Annotated in this window: 14 protein-coding genes; 5 read left to right on the top strand and 9 right to left on the bottom strand. The window is 63.3% G+C overall.

Annotation, left to right across the window (positions count from 1 at the left end):
- Window positions 1-11 precede the first annotated feature (11 nt).
- From EOA13_RS01360 to EOA13_RS01335, 6 genes are read right to left on the bottom strand one after another with little or no spacing between them, the layout of a single operon-like run.
- Entirely contained in the window at window positions 12-947 is a 936-nt protein-coding gene (locus EOA13_RS01360) for a phosphatidate cytidylyltransferase (protein ID WP_127289053.1), read from the bottom strand.
- Window positions 947-1,609 carry a lysophospholipid acyltransferase family protein gene (locus EOA13_RS01355; RefSeq protein ID WP_127289051.1) on the bottom strand — a complete coding sequence of 221 codons (663 nt, stop codon included), beginning with the start codon at window positions 1,607-1,609 and terminating at the stop codon, window positions 947-949. Before EOA13_RS01355 ends, EOA13_RS01360 begins: the two co-directional genes overlap by 1 nt.
- Window positions 1,606-2,049 carry a hypothetical protein gene (locus EOA13_RS01350; protein WP_127289049.1) on the bottom strand — a complete coding sequence of 148 codons (444 nt, stop codon included), beginning with the start codon at window positions 2,047-2,049 and terminating at the stop codon, window positions 1,606-1,608. The genes EOA13_RS01355 and EOA13_RS01350 overlap by 4 nt, the downstream gene beginning before the upstream one ends.
- Complete coding sequence (locus tag EOA13_RS01345) at window positions 2,046-3,371, bottom strand: phosphatase PAP2/dual specificity phosphatase family protein (protein ID WP_127289047.1); 1,326 nt, start codon at window positions 3,369-3,371, stop codon at window positions 2,046-2,048. Before EOA13_RS01345 ends, EOA13_RS01350 begins: the two co-directional genes overlap by 4 nt.
- Window positions 3,372-3,376: 5 nt before the next feature.
- Entirely contained in the window at window positions 3,377-5,164 is a 1,788-nt protein-coding gene (locus EOA13_RS01340) for a bifunctional alpha/beta hydrolase/class I SAM-dependent methyltransferase (RefSeq protein WP_127289046.1), read from the bottom strand.
- Window positions 5,165-5,211: 47 nt separating this feature from the next.
- Window positions 5,212-5,820, bottom strand: coding sequence for a CDP-alcohol phosphatidyltransferase family protein (locus tag EOA13_RS01335; protein ID WP_127289044.1), 609 nt, complete (start codon window positions 5,818-5,820; stop codon window positions 5,212-5,214).
- Window positions 5,821-6,033: 213 nt separating this feature from the next.
- Between EOA13_RS01335 and EOA13_RS01330 the strand changes: the two genes are divergently transcribed.
- From EOA13_RS01330 to EOA13_RS01320, 3 genes are all read left to right on the top strand, one after another.
- Entirely contained in the window at window positions 6,034-6,513 is a 480-nt protein-coding gene (locus tag EOA13_RS01330; protein ID WP_127289042.1) for a MarR family transcriptional regulator, read from the top strand.
- On the top strand, window positions 6,510-7,691 hold the full coding sequence (locus tag EOA13_RS01325; RefSeq protein WP_127289040.1) for an HlyD family secretion protein: 1,182 nt from the start codon (window positions 6,510-6,512) through the stop codon (window positions 7,689-7,691). The genes EOA13_RS01330 and EOA13_RS01325 overlap by 4 nt, the downstream gene beginning before the upstream one ends.
- 303 nt (window positions 7,692-7,994) lie before the next feature.
- A complete protein-coding gene (locus tag EOA13_RS01320; RefSeq protein WP_023813528.1) occupies window positions 7,995-9,527 on the top strand; it encodes a DHA2 family efflux MFS transporter permease subunit in 1,533 nt (510 codons plus the stop codon).
- 9 nt (window positions 9,528-9,536) lie between these two features.
- Here the strand turns inward: EOA13_RS01320 and EOA13_RS01315 are convergent, their stop codons facing one another.
- Both EOA13_RS01315 and EOA13_RS01310 read right to left on the bottom strand, forming a co-directional pair.
- Window positions 9,537-10,046 (bottom strand): CAP domain-containing protein, encoded by a 510-nt coding sequence (locus EOA13_RS01315; protein ID WP_127289038.1) that lies wholly within the window; start codon window positions 10,044-10,046, stop codon window positions 9,537-9,539.
- Between the two features lie 59 nt (window positions 10,047-10,105).
- A complete protein-coding gene (locus EOA13_RS01310) occupies window positions 10,106-10,462 on the bottom strand; it encodes a helix-turn-helix domain-containing protein (RefSeq protein ID WP_127289036.1) in 357 nt (118 codons plus the stop codon).
- Between the two features lie 106 nt (window positions 10,463-10,568).
- Here EOA13_RS01310 and EOA13_RS01305 point away from each other — a divergent pair, with 106 nt between their 5' ends.
- Window positions 10,569-11,285 (top strand): glutathione S-transferase family protein, encoded by a 717-nt coding sequence (locus tag EOA13_RS01305; RefSeq protein WP_127289034.1) that lies wholly within the window; start codon window positions 10,569-10,571, stop codon window positions 11,283-11,285.
- Between the two features lie 141 nt (window positions 11,286-11,426).
- On the opposite strand, the gene EOA13_RS01300 is transcribed toward EOA13_RS01305, so the two are convergent.
- The gene (locus EOA13_RS01300) at window positions 11,427-12,650 is read right to left on the bottom strand and encodes a TadE/TadG family type IV pilus assembly protein (protein ID WP_127289032.1); all 1,224 of its coding nucleotides are present in this window, start codon (window positions 12,648-12,650) and stop codon (window positions 11,427-11,429) included.
- Between the two features lie 300 nt (window positions 12,651-12,950).
- Here EOA13_RS01300 and EOA13_RS01295 point away from each other — a divergent pair, with 300 nt between their 5' ends.
- Window positions 12,951-13,775, top strand: coding sequence for a DUF2189 domain-containing protein (locus EOA13_RS01295; RefSeq protein WP_127289030.1), 825 nt, complete (start codon window positions 12,951-12,953; stop codon window positions 13,773-13,775).
- Window positions 13,776-13,779 lie beyond the last annotated feature (4 nt).

Raw genomic sequence — 13,779 nt, 5'->3', positions numbered from 1 at the left:
AAACGGTTTACTCAGACTGTCCAGAAATAGCGCACGATGTGGAAGAACACCGGGGCAGCGAAGACCAGGCTGTCGGTGCGGTCCATCATGCCGCCATGGCCTTCGATCAGATGACCCCAATCCTTGACGCCCTGGTCGCGCTTGATGGCCGAGGCGACCAGCCCGCCGAGGAATCCCATCGAGCAGGCGACGAAGGCCACGGCTGCCGCCTGCAGCGGCGAGAAGGGTGTCACGAACGATAGCAGCGCGCCGAGCAGGCTCGCCGACACCAGTCCGCCGATCAACCCTTCCCAGGTTTTCGACGGCGAGACGTTCGGCGAAAAACGGTGTTTTCCAAACAGCTTGCCGAAGATGTACTGCAGCACGTCGCTGCCTTGCACGACGATGATCAGGAAGGCGATCAGCAGCAGGGTGCGGCCTTCGAAGCCCGGCACCTCGAGTGTCAGCAGGGCAGGGACATGGCTGACGCAATAGACCGAGATCATCACCGCCCATTGTTGCGCGGCGATCCGCTCGAGGAAGCGTTCGGTGTCGCCATGCAGCGCCGTTATGGCCGGCATCAGCAGGAAGCAGTAAACCGGAATGAAGATGACGAAGAGACCGTACCAGGCGGTCCACACCAACCAGTATTGAAACGGAATGATGATGCCGAACATGCCAAGCAGCACCCAATGGTCGCTGCGGCGGGTGTGCGTCAGCGTCACGAATTCGCGCAGCGCAGCGAAGGAGATCAGAGCGAACAGAATGGTCATTCCGTAACGCCCGAAGAAGAAGGCGACCGTCATCAGCGCCACCATCACCCACCAGGCGTTGATGCGCTGGGTGAGATTGACCAGCGTCGAACTGAGCGGCTTCGGCGCTCGCGCAGAAAGTATGGTGGCGACGATGCTGGCGGTGGTCAAAACCGCCAGCAGGCCGATGATCAGGATGGAGATTTCGTGGCGCATCAATCGTCTCGCTCGGGACGCGGGTTGAGCGCCAGAAGCGCGGCGTGGGCGCGTTCGAGGAAGGCGCGGCGTTCTTCGCCCGGACCGATCGCCACCGGCGCGCCGAAGACGACGCGGCACAACAGCGGCACCGGCAGGAACTGGCCCTTGGGCAGCACGCGCGACATGTTCTCGATCCAGCACGGGATCAGCTCGACCTCAGGCCGCGCCGTCGACAGATTGTAGAGCCCGGAGCGGAATGCCAGCAGCGGCTCTTCGGTCATGTTGCGTGTGCCTTCGGGAAACAGGATCAGCGAGTGCCCCTGGTCGAGAACCGACAGCATGATCTCGATCGGATTTTCCTCAGGTCTCGTCCACTGCCGGTTGATGAGCACCGACGACAGCATATCCTGCGCGATGAAGCGGCGCAGCCGCGACTTCCCCCAATATTCGCCTGCGGCAACAGCATGGGTGATCGCGCGCTCCCTTTCGCTGAGGCAGGCCGACAAAAGGATGAAGTCGCCATGGCTGGTGTGGTTGGCGAAATAGATGCGCTGCCGGTCGGACGGCAGGCTGCCGTTCCAGATCGGACGCACGCCTGTCACCATCCGAGCCAGCGCCGACAGGCCGACGGAGGTTACCGTCTGCAGCAAGGTGAAGGTCTTGAGCGAAAGCCTGTTCATCGCGGCGCCCAAAACCCTGCCGCCAGAAGTGCTGCGGCAAACAGAGCCAGGGCGGCACGCTGCTTGAACAGCAGACGACGCGTGCCGGCCATGCGGTCATCAAGCGAACGTGTCGCGGACGGGGCCGTTTTCAGGCGCATGCGCGCCAGCATGTCGTCCACTGCGGCACCGCCGGAAGCTTCGTCATCATGGCTGGCCATGGTCCGGAACAGCAGCGCGTCAAACGCCAGCAGTGTCGACAGCATCAGCACCGCCACCGCGCTCGCGGCGGTGATCGACAAAGCAACGGCCGCGGGCAAGTTTTCGAAAGCGCCGCGCGTCGAGGCAGCCAGCGGCGCAAGGATATTCGCGGCCACCACGATTGCGGCCGGCCATGCGGCCTGCTGCCTCAGCATGCGGGCGAAGCGGTCGGTGCGGTCCTGATAGGCATTGCCGGTCATGACGCTACCGGATCCGTGGCTTCTGCAAGATGAACCGGCCGGCCGAGGGCCGCGAGCATCTCGCGGGCGAGCGTCGACGTTTTGGCCCTGCCGGTCACCACCAGCCATTCGGCGACGACGCCGGCGCTGCGCTGGAAGCCGAGCGCGCAGCACACCAGCACGGTGCCGTCGCGGCGCGCGCTTTCCAGCGCGCCGGCTGCCTGTTGCTGTACCGACACGGGCGGCGGCAACAGGTCGATCATCGGAAAGCTGATCCAGCGGCAATCGGGTGCCGCCGGTCTTTCAAGTTCGGCGGCAAGGTCGATGACCGTGCCAAAGCCGTTGGCCTCGCGTGCTGTGGGAAAGCGCCCGAGAAAGACGCCATCGGCAATCGCCACCTGAGGAGCGAGATTGCGCGTCCAGGCCCATATGTTTGCCCTGGCGCCGAGACGGTAAGGCAAGAGCAGGACACGGCTTGCAAGCGTGATGCTGCCATCGGCGGATTTCTGGAACACTTTTTCGCCTGCCCCTGCATAGGCGAGGGCGACGATGGCCAGCGCCAAAGCCGGCCAAAGCAGGAAGAGGGCGACAGCGCAAACGAATGCCCCGAGCGCGGCGCCCGCCAGCGCAAGGACGGCGCCCAGCGCATAGAACAGCGCCAGCCGCCGCGCTTTCGCATCGTTGGTTAGCCGGAAGCCTGAAAACGGCAACGCGCCGCTGCGCGGAAACAGCCACAATGCAAAGAACCCGAGCAGTGCGCCGGTCGGGATGTCGATGAAATGATGCTGCCAGGTCGTCAGCACCGAGGCGCCGATGAGGAAGCACCAGCCGTGCCAGAGCGGCAGGAGCAACCCGCCGAGCCGGTGGCGCCAATGATCCCAGATGATCACCAGAAGGGCGATGTGCAGCGAGGGCGCCTGGTTGAACGGCTTGTCGAAACCGCCGAGCACGGCAAACAGGAAGCCGGGCAGGCCGGTCGTCGCCGGTCGCACGAATGTCGCGGTCAGCGGGAACAGGATGAAGCAGGCAACGGCGACGATTTGCGCGGTGAGATAACGCCCGGCCAGGCGGTCGACTCCTTGCCTGTCGTTGTTGAGCAGCAGCGACAGGCCGTAGAACAGGTTGATCGACCAGTAGGGCACGATGGTCCAGGCGACGAACGGGATGGAGTGTTCCCAGGAGAACACGATGCTGCCGACATCGTCGCGGCGCGACGCCAGCCAGTTGGCGAAGCCGTAGCTGAGATAGAAGAACGGTGCCAGCAAGGCCAGCCACAGGGCCGCCCTGACGACCACCCGTCCATAAGGCTCGGCGCACGCGGTGGGTGCAGGCGATGAGACCATGCTGTTCAGCGGCGCCGCGCGACCGAGACGGTGAAGATGCCCCACTGATCGATGCGCTGGTCGAGCTTTTCGAAACCGGCGGCTTCGACGAGCTGGTCCATCTCGCCTTGCGTACGACGCCGCATGACCCAGGCCTCGCCGCCGCGATGCGAGGTCAGGCTGCGTGCGATCATCTCGAGCTGCGGGTGCCAGGGCTGGTTGGTGTAGAGCAGCAGGCTGCCCGGCTGCATGGCGCTGGCCAAACCACCGAGCGAGCGGGCGATCATCGCATTCTCGGAGAACAGCTCGTAGAGGCCGGAAACGATGGCGAGGTCGGGGGCCGGATCGACGTTGGCGAGCATGTCGGCATCGAAGGCATCGGCGCGCTGGAACGAGACATCAGCCGGCAATTGCCGCTCAGCGATCAGCTTGCGGCCAAGCTGCACGTTGAGGTCGGAATAATCCTGCAGGCGCACGCTCGCCGGCTGGTCGGGGCTCTTCACGATGGCATCGAGAACATAGCGGCCATGGCCAGCGGCGATGTCGAGAATGTGCGCCGGCCGACCAGCTGCCTTGAGCGTCGCCAGGCAAGAGCCGATGAGCTCTTCGAGATGCAGCTTGCGCTGGCGGATGCCGCGCCAGCCGATGGCTTCCAGGAAGACGCGGTCGACGACGCGGCCAAGAGGTGTAAGACCCCGCGCGTCGTTCTCGTAGACGTAATCCAGCGTCGAGCCGGAATCGAAGCCGGTGGCGATGCCGGTCTTCATGCCCTGCGAGACCCAGGCGCCCATGCGGATGGAGGCACGGCTGAATGCCCAATAGAGACCCTTGGGCGACAACAGATCGAGCGGCGAGGCAAGCCTGTCGGCCTCGTCGCGGGTGTAGCCCGCAATATCCGCCTGCTTCAGGTCGACCGGCGCATCCGGTGCCGCGAACTGCCTGGCCAGGAACGGCCGGATCAGCTCGAGGGCCTGCGCCCGGTCGCGTTCGCCCAGCGTGTCGTGAAAGAAGCCCGGCAGCACATGGCGTTCCTTGGCGCGGCTGCCGAGATTGACGAAGAACTCGTGCTGCGGGCCGTGGCGCACCACCCAGTCGCTGCCCGAAAGCAGAAGCTGGGTCGGCACGCTGATGGCGCGGGCGTCAGCGACGATGCGTGCGGCATGCTGGTAGAGTTCGACCAGGATGTTGGAAGCGATCGGCCGCGTGATCAGCGGATCGCTCTCGAAGGAGGCGATGCGCACGGGATCATGGGTCAGGAATTTCGCCTTGACGTAGGAATTGACGAAAAAGCGGCCCTTGATCTTCTGCCAGAGCGCGATGCCCTCCTTGGCGAAGGGTACGTAGAGTTTCACCGAGAAGGCCGGTGAAGCCAGCACCATGGCGCGCAGCTTGGGCGCATAGTCATGCACCCAGGCGGCGGCAAGCACAGCGCCGAAGGATTGCGCGATCAGCGCGATATCCCCAGTGGCGAAGCCATCCCTGGCGGCAATCTCGCGCATGAAGCAGTCGATGTCGCGCACCAGGGCCGAGAAGGAAGGGGCATAGCCGCGCTCGCCGGACGAACGGCCATTGCCGCGGGCATCCCAGGCATAGAAGGCGTGGTCCGGCATCTGCAATTCGTGGACGAGATGGGCCATGCGGCCGCCATGCTCGTGGCCGCGATGGAACAGCACCACCGCGCCTTTGGCATCGGCCAAAGCCGCAGGCCAGAATCGGTAGAAGATCTCCGCCCCGTCATGGCTGCGGAAGACCCGCTCCTGCGCTTGCCGCGCAAGGCTTTGCGTGGCCGCGGCGGCGATCGGTTCGTGCTTCATGGTCTTTCCCTCTGGCGGCCCAATGGCGGCATGGCGAGCCTCGATGCTCAGCTGGCGCTGCCAATAAGGCCGGCGCGTATCCGGTTTATGGCGGTCAACAACGAAAGCGTTGCCATGGCCGGAAACACAAACAGCGCGATGGTTTCCGGCCAGAGCCCGGCGGCGCACAGCACGGCAACCACACCGAGCGCCAGCGCCCTGTCGCTCTTGCCGAACGGCCCGGCATAGTTTCGCCCGATCTTGGTAGCGATACCGAGCACACCGGCGAACTCGGTCAGCACGGCCGATATCGCGAAGGCGATGACGCCCCATGCGCCAAATTCCGGAAAGACGGCAAAAGGAAGAATCAGTGCGAGGTCCGAAACGACGTCGCACAACTCGTTCAGATACATGCCGAGCGTCGACGCCTGCCCATGTTCCCGCGCCAGCATGCCATCCACGGCATTCAGCGCCATGCGCACGAACATCACCGCGGGGATCAGCAACAGCAGCCAGCGCCATTCGTGCCAGATCGCAACGGCCGCGCCGGCGGTTATCGACATCACGGCCGCCAGGATGGTTATGCTGTTTGCGGTGACCCCGATTGCCGCCAGCCGATTGACCAGCGGCCGCAGTCGACCCTGGAAGGCCGGCTTGAGAGCGTAGAGCGTCGGCATTTTCGTGATCCCCCGATCCTGACCAACGGCTGTACATCAATATGTCAGACCCGACCAGCATGACGTGGCGGAGCGGCGAAGCCGGCTGGCATGGCGACAGGCGCTCACCAATCGGTAACCATGCCTGCATCGCATGACTGTCGTGCATATCTGCCGGCTTCTTATGCAACGCGGCATCTTGAATAGTGAGCACGCTTATTATATATCCCGCTCATGGTTTCCGATGGCATCGACAGATTGGGCTTCTTGATCCACGACGTGCAGCGCCTGATGCGCAAGCGCTTCGAGGCGAGGGCCAGTGGCTTGGGGCTTTCTTCGGCGCAATGGCGGCTTCTGGTCCGCGTTGCCAAGGAAGACGGTGTCGCGCAGGCGCGCCTGGCCGAACTTCTCGAAATCGAGCCGATCAGCGTTTCGCGCCTGGTCGACCGCATGGAGGAGGGAGGCTGGATCGAGCGTCGTGCCGACGCCGCCGATCGTCGCGTCCGCATGATCTTCCTGACGCCCAAGGCAAGCGATGCCTACGCCGTGATCAAGAGCATTGCCGGAGAAGTCTATGAGGAATCGCTGGTCGGCGTGAAGCCGGAAGCCCGTCGCGTCCTCATCGAAGGGCTCGAGGCGATGGTCCGCAACCTGACCGACGACGAGACGCCGTCCATTGAAAAAGTGAAGAATACAGAAGGCGCAGCAGCATGAACGCGGTAGCCAAGATAGACAAGAACACGACCGAGCTGGAGATGGAAGCGCCGGCGCAGCCGGCCGCGGCCCCGGTGGCGGTTGCTCCCCCAGTGCAGCCGGCCTCGGCGCCGGTGAAGAAAAAGCGCCGGCTGGGCCGCCTTCTGCTGATGGTTGCGTTGCCCGCGGCATTGGCTGTCGGCGGCGGCTACGTTTGGGTCACCGGCGGCCGCTACCAGGAGACGGAGAACGCCAACCTGCAGCAGGCCAAGGTGTCGATCGCTTCCGACACGGCAGGCCGCATCGTTAAGGTCGACATCTTCGATAACCAGCTGGTCAAGCAGGGTGACGAGCTGTTTGCCATCGACCCCGAGCCATACCGGATCGCGCTGGCGCAGGCCGACGCGGCGGTGGCGGGCGCGCGTCTCAATGTCGAGCAGCTGCGCGCGGCCTATGGCCAGTCGATGGCTCAGCAGAAGTCCGATGCCAGCCAGGTCGTCTTCGCCCAGTCGCAGTTCGACCGCGCCGCCGATCTTGCCCAGAAGGGCATCAACGCCAAATCGTCGCTGGACGAGGCCAAGAACGATCTCGACAAGGCCAAGCAGCAGCTGGCCGTTGCCGAGCAAGGCATCATCAGCGCCAAGGCAGCCCTTGGCGGCAATCCCGACATCGAGACCGACAAGCACCCGACCGTGATGGCCGCGCTCGCCGCGCGCGACAAGGCGGCCTACGACCTGGCGCAGACCACGGTCAAGGCGCCGGCGGACGGCATCGTCAGCCAGGCCTCATCGTTTAAGGTCGGCCAGTATGTCGGTTCCGGCACGCCGCTGTTTTCACTGGTCGAGACCGGCGACACCTGGATCGATGCCAATTTCAAGGAAACGCAGCTCACCCACATGAAGCCCGGCCAGAAGGCCGAGATCGTGGTCGACACCTATCCAGGGCGCACCTTCGAGGCGACGGTCAAGGCGATCGGCGCCGGCACGGGAGCCGAGTTCTCGCTGCTGCCAGCCCAGAATGCCACCGGCAACTGGGTCAAGGTCACACAGCGCATCCCGGTTCGTCTCGAATTGACCGATGCGGACGCCAAGATGGCGTTGCGCACCGGCATGAGCGCCACCGTTACCGTCGACACCGGCGTGGCGCGTGGCCTGCCTTCGATCTTCGGTCACGCCACGGCTGGCGAGGCCGCGCAGTAACGTCAACAGAATGCCGCAGGACCAGCGGCGGAGGTGAATAGCAGGATTGGTCTGATGGGAGGAGCTGGAGGATCAGCGTTTGGGCGTGCCGCGTAGCGGCCTGGCCGAAATCTGAAATCTCCGAGGCAGATCCGTCGGTCCTCATGTTTCCGGGCGGCAGGCATCCGCTCATCAGAGACTTTCAGTCGATGTAACCCCCACATCGACAATCGCGTCCCACCGCGACGAGGGTCTCTCAACGGAAGGCGTTGCCGCCCGGAAACCTCTTGTACACGTTTTTGTTCCTGCTGGAAGTTTCACGCCATGAGCACGCCCGAACCCTTCAAAGAAGTGCCGCATCGCGGCCTGATCACGGTCGCGCTCATGCTGGCGACGATCATGCAGGCGCTCGACACGACGATCGCCAACGTCGCGCTGCCGACCATGACCGGCGATCTCGGCGCCTCACCCGATAACATCAACTGGGTGCTGACCTCCTACATCGTCGCCGCCGCCATCATGACGCCGGTCACCGGCTGGCTGGCCGATCGCTTCGGCCGCAAGGAACTGTTCCTGGGGGCGGTTGTCGGTTTCACCGTGTTTTCGATGCTGTGCGGTATCGCCTGGAGCCTGGAGAGCATAGTGTTCTTCCGGCTGATGCAAGGCGTGTTCGGCGCCGCCATCGTGCCGCTGTCGCAAACCTTCCTGCTCGACATCAACCCCAGGGAGCGCCACGGCCAGGCAATGGCCATCTGGGGCGCCGGCATCATGCTGGGGCCGATCCTGGGTCCGACGCTCGGCGGCTGGCTGACCGAAAATTTCAACTGGCGCTGGGTGTTCTTCATCAATTTGCCGGTCGGCATCATCGCCTTCCTCGGCATGGCCGCCTATCTGCCGGCGGTTGCCCGGCGGGTGCGCAGCTTCGATTTCTTCGGTTTCGCCATGTTATCGCTCGGTGTCGGTGCGCTGCAGTTGCTGCTCGACCGCGGCGGCGAGGTCGACTGGTTTTCCTCGGTCGAGATCTGGATCGAGCTTGCTCTTTCGATCACCGGATTCTGGGTGTTCATCATCCACACGCTGACGGCGGAACGTCCTTTCATCGATCCCAAGATCTTCCTCGACCGCAATTTCGTGACCGGGCTGGCATTCATCTTCGTCATGGGCGTGCTGATCCTGGCCTCGATGTCGCTGCTGCCGCCGATGCTGTCGACCATCTTCGGCTATCCGACCGTCACCATCGGTGTCGTGTTGGGGCCGCGCGGTGTTGGCACCATGATTTCGATGCTGGTCGTGGGGCGGCTCATGAGCAGGATCGACGCCAGGATTCTTGTCGTCATCGGTTTCCTGCTGACCGCGCAGTCGCTCTACACCATGTCCAGCTTCACGCCACAGATGGACAATTGGCTGATCCTCAGCTCCGGCGTCATCCAGGGCCTGGGGATGGGAATGGTGTTCGTGCCGCTGTCGACCGTCGCCTTCGCCACGCTTGACGTGCGCTTCCGCACCGATGCCACGGCTTTGTTCAGCCTGGTGCGCAATCTTGGCTCATCCATCGGCGTGTCGGTCGTGACGGTTCTGATGGTGCGCAACACGCAGGTCAACCACACCGAGCTTTCGGCCTTCATCAACCCGTTCAATCCGAATCTGTGGGCGGTCTCTCCAGCCGCCGCGAGCGGCGATCCCATGGCGCTCTCACAGGTCGATCGCATGGTCAATCTCCAGGCGATGATGATCTCTTACGTCAATGACTTCAAAATGCTCATGGTGATGACGCTGCTTGCCATTCCGTTTGTTTTCCTGCTGCGCAAGCCGAAGCAGGCGCCTGCCGGCGGCGCGCCGGCAGCGCATATGGACTAGCTTTCCATCCTATTTCCCGAGCACCAGGCTCCAGTAACGGAGCTTGCTGTCGCCGCCGTCGCGCACATAGGCAAGGCCGAAGCGGGTGAAGCGCGGGTCGAGCATGTTGCGGCGATGGCCTGGTGAATGCACCCAGATGTCGAACAGTTTCTCGAGGTCGAAACGACCCTCGGCGATGTTCTCCGCCGCGGCACCGGAAATTCGATTGTCCCTGACGCGCGAGGCGAAATCCTTGCCCCAGCCGGTGGTGTGGCTCATGCGGCGGCGCTGCGCCATATAGCCGGCCTGCTGCAGGGCGGCCTGTTCGAGCTGCCGGTCGGGGACAAGCGGCGCGAGCCCGGCCGAGGCGCGGATACTGGCCAGCGTGCCGGTGGCGGAGGAGGAGACCCCGGCGCCTTCGCCGGTCGGCAGCGAAACGGTACTGCAGGCGGCGAGCCCGGCAAGGGCGGCGAGGCCGGTCAACACCATGCGCCTGTTCAGATTCGGCATCGGGTGGGTTTCGATTTTCGCTATGGTCATGCCCCTGAGATAACGTCGATCATGGCTTTTGCCGGGCAGGGCGGCGAAAATCGAAGATGTTAGGCGGCAGTATCGAGATCTGCGTCCGAGGAACCGCGCATCCGGTCGTCTTCCGTATGCACCCACCACGAGCCCAGCGCGTCGATGAGCGGTACAAGCTTGCGGCCAGGCGCCGTGAGGTCATAGTCGACCCGCAGCGGATAGCCGGAGTGCGCCGTTCGCCGCACGATGCCGGCTTCCTCCAGCTTGCGCAGTTCCAGCGTCAGGATGCGATGCGACACCGTCGGGTTGTCGCGTCTCAGGTCGCTGAACCGCTTGGTGCCGTCCTTCAGATAATAGAGCAGCAGTGTGGGCCAGCGGCCGCTGAGCACGCGCATGGTCTCTTCGATCGGGCAGCGTGAGACGACGTCTTTCATGGGCGGAACCTGGTTACAGAATTGTGCGTAATTTACATGGGACGACCAGCGTTTAGGGTCAAGTTTCGCTGCGCGGCGTGATCTCCTCAATCACGGAAGAAAACAAATGGAACCTATCCTGCTTTATGGCTTCCCGGCGGGAAGCTCGATGGGGCTCGTCGCTGCCTTCGAACGCGTCGGGCAACCCTATCGCCTGTGCCGCGTCGACATGCTCACCGAGATGAAAAACGATGCCTATGCCAGCATCAACGACCGTCAGGAAACGCCGGTGCTGATCACCGACGAAGGCCGGGTGCTCACCGAGACAATGGCCATCGCCGCATGGCTCGAAGCCCGCGACACACAGCGTCGCATCAGCTTCGAACCGCGCACGCCGCAAGCCGACCGCATGCACCAGCTGATGGCCTTCGTGAACACCGGCTTCACCGCCGCCTTCAGCCCGCTCTGGGTGGCATTGGAAATGGCGGCGGATGAACCGGCGCTGAAGGCGACCTTGCGGGAGTTCGGCCGCAAGGCCGTTGCGGAACGTCATGATCGGCTCGAGGCGATGATCGCCGATACGGATTTCCTGGTCGGCGACGGGCTGACTCTTGCCGATACCACGCTGATCGGCGTGGCACGCTGGGCGGAATTTCACCAGGCGATCGACGGCGCTGCCTATCCCAAGCTGGCCGGATTGCGCCTTCGCATCGAAGCCGATCCGGCCGTGCGTTATGCCCTGGCTGTCGAGGATGGCGAACAGCCCGCCGGTTCTGGCGCCTGCCTTGGCCACGTCCCCCTGACTGAGGTGATCGATCGCTTCGCGGCGCCGGCGCAATCGTAGCGATACTCCATCTTCAACCAGGATGTCCCTTTGTGAGAGGCACTGATCTGCCGGAGTGCGGCCGCCGCACTCCGGCATTGTTAAACGCGACCGCCATTTTCTCAACGCTACCGCTTGCGCCGCCGGACGTCGGGTCGTTTCTCATTTCACCAGAGTGATCATCCGATCGGCATACATTGTGCGATTTCCAAGCGCCGCCGCGCAGTCCGACTTGACGGACGAGTTTCCGGTCATCTGTATCGTATTGCCGACAAGCCTGAGACAGTTGCCCTTGGCGCTCATATCAGAGTTGCCGGCGTAGGAAATGGGCGCGTCCGGCGCGTAGATAAAACCGCTGATCACGGAATTTGCGCCGCCATTCAATGTCAGAGCAGACGTATTGCCGTGATCCTGGAAGATGGTGATACCGGCATAAGGGCCGCTGGTGGGCGGGGAAAGGTTCACCTTCTCATTGGCATTTATGTAGATCTGAGCGCTTTCCATGAGGAATATGGTCACGCCCTGGCCAGTCAGGCTGCCGTTTCCCCCTGGCTTTATGGTGGTGCCGCGCATGATGTAGACGCCCGGATTAAGCGTGATGTTTCCCGACAATGTCTTGTCGCAATAGGTGCCGGGCGATAGCGTGTAGGTTTTGCCGTTCGGGACCGGCAAACACAATGTGTAAGGGGGAGGAACGACGTCGGCCAGCGGATCAAAAGACGCGTACCGATGTTCGTGCGGCGTTCCGCAGGCGAGACTGGCGCTGGGTGGCAACAGCCCGCTGGTGCCGCCGACGGTTGAGACACAGCCGGCTGAAACCAGGGCGGAGCCGCCCCTGTTCACGGAATCGGGCGCGTCCGAGTTCGCCGCGATCACGCAATTGTCCATCGAGACGTTGGTCGAGCCCTGCAGGTTCACGGCGGCGGACGCATGCGGATCGAGCGCCAGCACGCAGGCCTGCGCGCCAGGTTTTATCTTGACCGAGGCCGAGCGGTAGGCCTGCCAGGGGGCCGAGGCGCTGATGAAGCTTGGGCGGCTTATGCTGGACGACAGCGAGATAAAGTAGGCGCTTGGGCTGCCGCTTGCCGTTGCCGCGAAAGCGGAGACGCTTCCCAGATATTCCTGCTGGTCGGCCACGCTCATATTGGCGGCGAAGAATTGCAGCCCAAGCTGCTGGACATCGCCGGCCGCCATATCGGGAGAGAACTTCGTGCCGATGGCGAGCCCCGCCGCGTCCAGCGAGTTCTGTAGTTGCGAGGCGTCATGGCTCGTGCCGATCAGATCAACGGCGCCGGCCAAACCAATCATTATCGGCAGCATCCCGATGGCGGTCGTTATGGCAAAGTTGCCGCGCTCCGAAGACCAGAAGCCTTTCAATGCGAACATAGTTCCTCGCCGAACTTCGTAAAGCTCAGGTGATACGCCAAAGATCCCTACGAGCAATTTAAGTAAATGCTAAAATGCGTAAATGCTAAAATGCAGCACAATGATTGGTGAAAATGAAGGACCGCCAAGGTACGCCATATGAGAGGCCATACGGAGAGTTGAACACTACGAGGAGTTGCTCCCCAGGCAATTGACGCGGCGACAATCGCCGCCAACTCTGCTATCGTGCCTCTCGTTCTTGAAGTGGCAGCTCTGGCGGCCATCCTGGCGGTGACCGCCCCGACACACGGGAGGAAGGTTATGGCCGGCTTTCATGTCATGGCGGACGCACGTGGAATGCATGTGCAGCCAACGGTGCGCCGCATCACCACGTCGGACCTTTGGGATGCGCTACGCCTCGGCGTCGAGGATTTCTGGGCAAAACCTTCGCACTATGTGTTCCTGTGCTTGATCTATCCCATCGTCGGCCTGATCCTGACGCAGTGGACGTCCGGGGCCAATGCCATCCAGCTCATCTATCCCCTGATGTCGGGTTTCGCGCTGGTCGGGCCCTTTGCGGCGCTCGGCCTTTACGAGATCAGCCGCCGGCGCGAACTCGGCATGAACACCTCCTGGCGGCACGCGTTTGATGTGCGGCGCTCGTCCGCGGTTCCGTCGATCGCCGTCATCGGCATCATGCTGGTGGCGCTGTTCCTGTTGTGGCTCTACACCGCGCAATCGATCTACACTGGCCTGTTCGGCGACCAGCCGCCGGCCTCGATCGGTGGCTTCATCCGCGACGTGCTGACCACCAGCAAGGGCTGGACGCTGATCCTTGCCGGCAATGCCGCGGGCTTTGTCTTTGCCGTAATCGTGCTGGCCACCACCGTGGTTGCCTTCCCGCTGCTGCTCGACCGTGACGTCGGCGCCGTTTCGGCGATCGAGACCTCGGCCCGGGCGGTAATGGCCAACCCGCTGCAGATGGCGCTGTGGGGCTTGCTGGTCGCCGTGCTTCTGGTGATCGGTTCGATCCCGCTGTTTGCCGGGCTCGCCGTCGTCATGCCGGTGCTCGGCCATGCCACCTGGCATCTCTACCGCAGGGTGGTCGAGCCCGAGCGGGCGCAGCAGACAAGGCGGCCGATGTAGGTCA

It is taken from the genome of Mesorhizobium sp. M7A.F.Ca.US.011.01.1.1 (genome assembly GCF_003998295.1).
GTDB lineage: Bacteria > Pseudomonadota > Alphaproteobacteria > Rhizobiales > Rhizobiaceae > Mesorhizobium.
This window is presented reverse-complemented; position numbering and strand designations above follow the sequence as displayed.

Coding starts and splice junctions, on each gene's coding strand:
- EOA13_RS01340 (WP_127289046.1), bottom strand. CDS start 5,164: ATGAAGCACGAACCGATCGCCGCCGCGGCCACGCAAAGCCTTGCGCGG.
- EOA13_RS01310 (WP_127289036.1), bottom strand. CDS start 10,462: ATGAAAGACGTCGTCTCACGCTGCCCGATCGAAGAGACCATGCGCGTG.
- EOA13_RS01295 (WP_127289030.1), top strand. CDS start 12,951: ATGGCCGGCTTTCATGTCATGGCGGACGCACGTGGAATGCATGTGCAG.
- EOA13_RS01315 (WP_127289038.1), bottom strand. CDS start 10,046: ATGACCATAGCGAAAATCGAAACCCACCCGATGCCGAATCTGAACAGG.
- EOA13_RS01305 (WP_127289034.1), top strand. CDS start 10,569: ATGGAACCTATCCTGCTTTATGGCTTCCCGGCGGGAAGCTCGATGGGG.
- EOA13_RS01355 (WP_127289051.1), bottom strand. CDS start 1,609: ATGAACAGGCTTTCGCTCAAGACCTTCACCTTGCTGCAGACGGTAACC.
- EOA13_RS01345 (WP_127289047.1), bottom strand. CDS start 3,371: ATGGTCTCATCGCCTGCACCCACCGCGTGCGCCGAGCCTTATGGACGG.
- EOA13_RS01350 (WP_127289049.1), bottom strand. CDS start 2,049: ATGACCGGCAATGCCTATCAGGACCGCACCGACCGCTTCGCCCGCATG.
- EOA13_RS01320 (WP_023813528.1), top strand. CDS start 7,995: ATGAGCACGCCCGAACCCTTCAAAGAAGTGCCGCATCGCGGCCTGATC.
- EOA13_RS01325 (WP_127289040.1), top strand. CDS start 6,510: ATGAACGCGGTAGCCAAGATAGACAAGAACACGACCGAGCTGGAGATG.
- EOA13_RS01335 (WP_127289044.1), bottom strand. CDS start 5,820: ATGCCGACGCTCTACGCTCTCAAGCCGGCCTTCCAGGGTCGACTGCGG.
- EOA13_RS01300 (WP_127289032.1), bottom strand. CDS start 12,650: ATGTTCGCATTGAAAGGCTTCTGGTCTTCGGAGCGCGGCAACTTTGCC.
- EOA13_RS01360 (WP_127289053.1), bottom strand. CDS start 947: ATGCGCCACGAAATCTCCATCCTGATCATCGGCCTGCTGGCGGTTTTG.
- EOA13_RS01330 (WP_127289042.1), top strand. CDS start 6,034: ATGGTTTCCGATGGCATCGACAGATTGGGCTTCTTGATCCACGACGTG.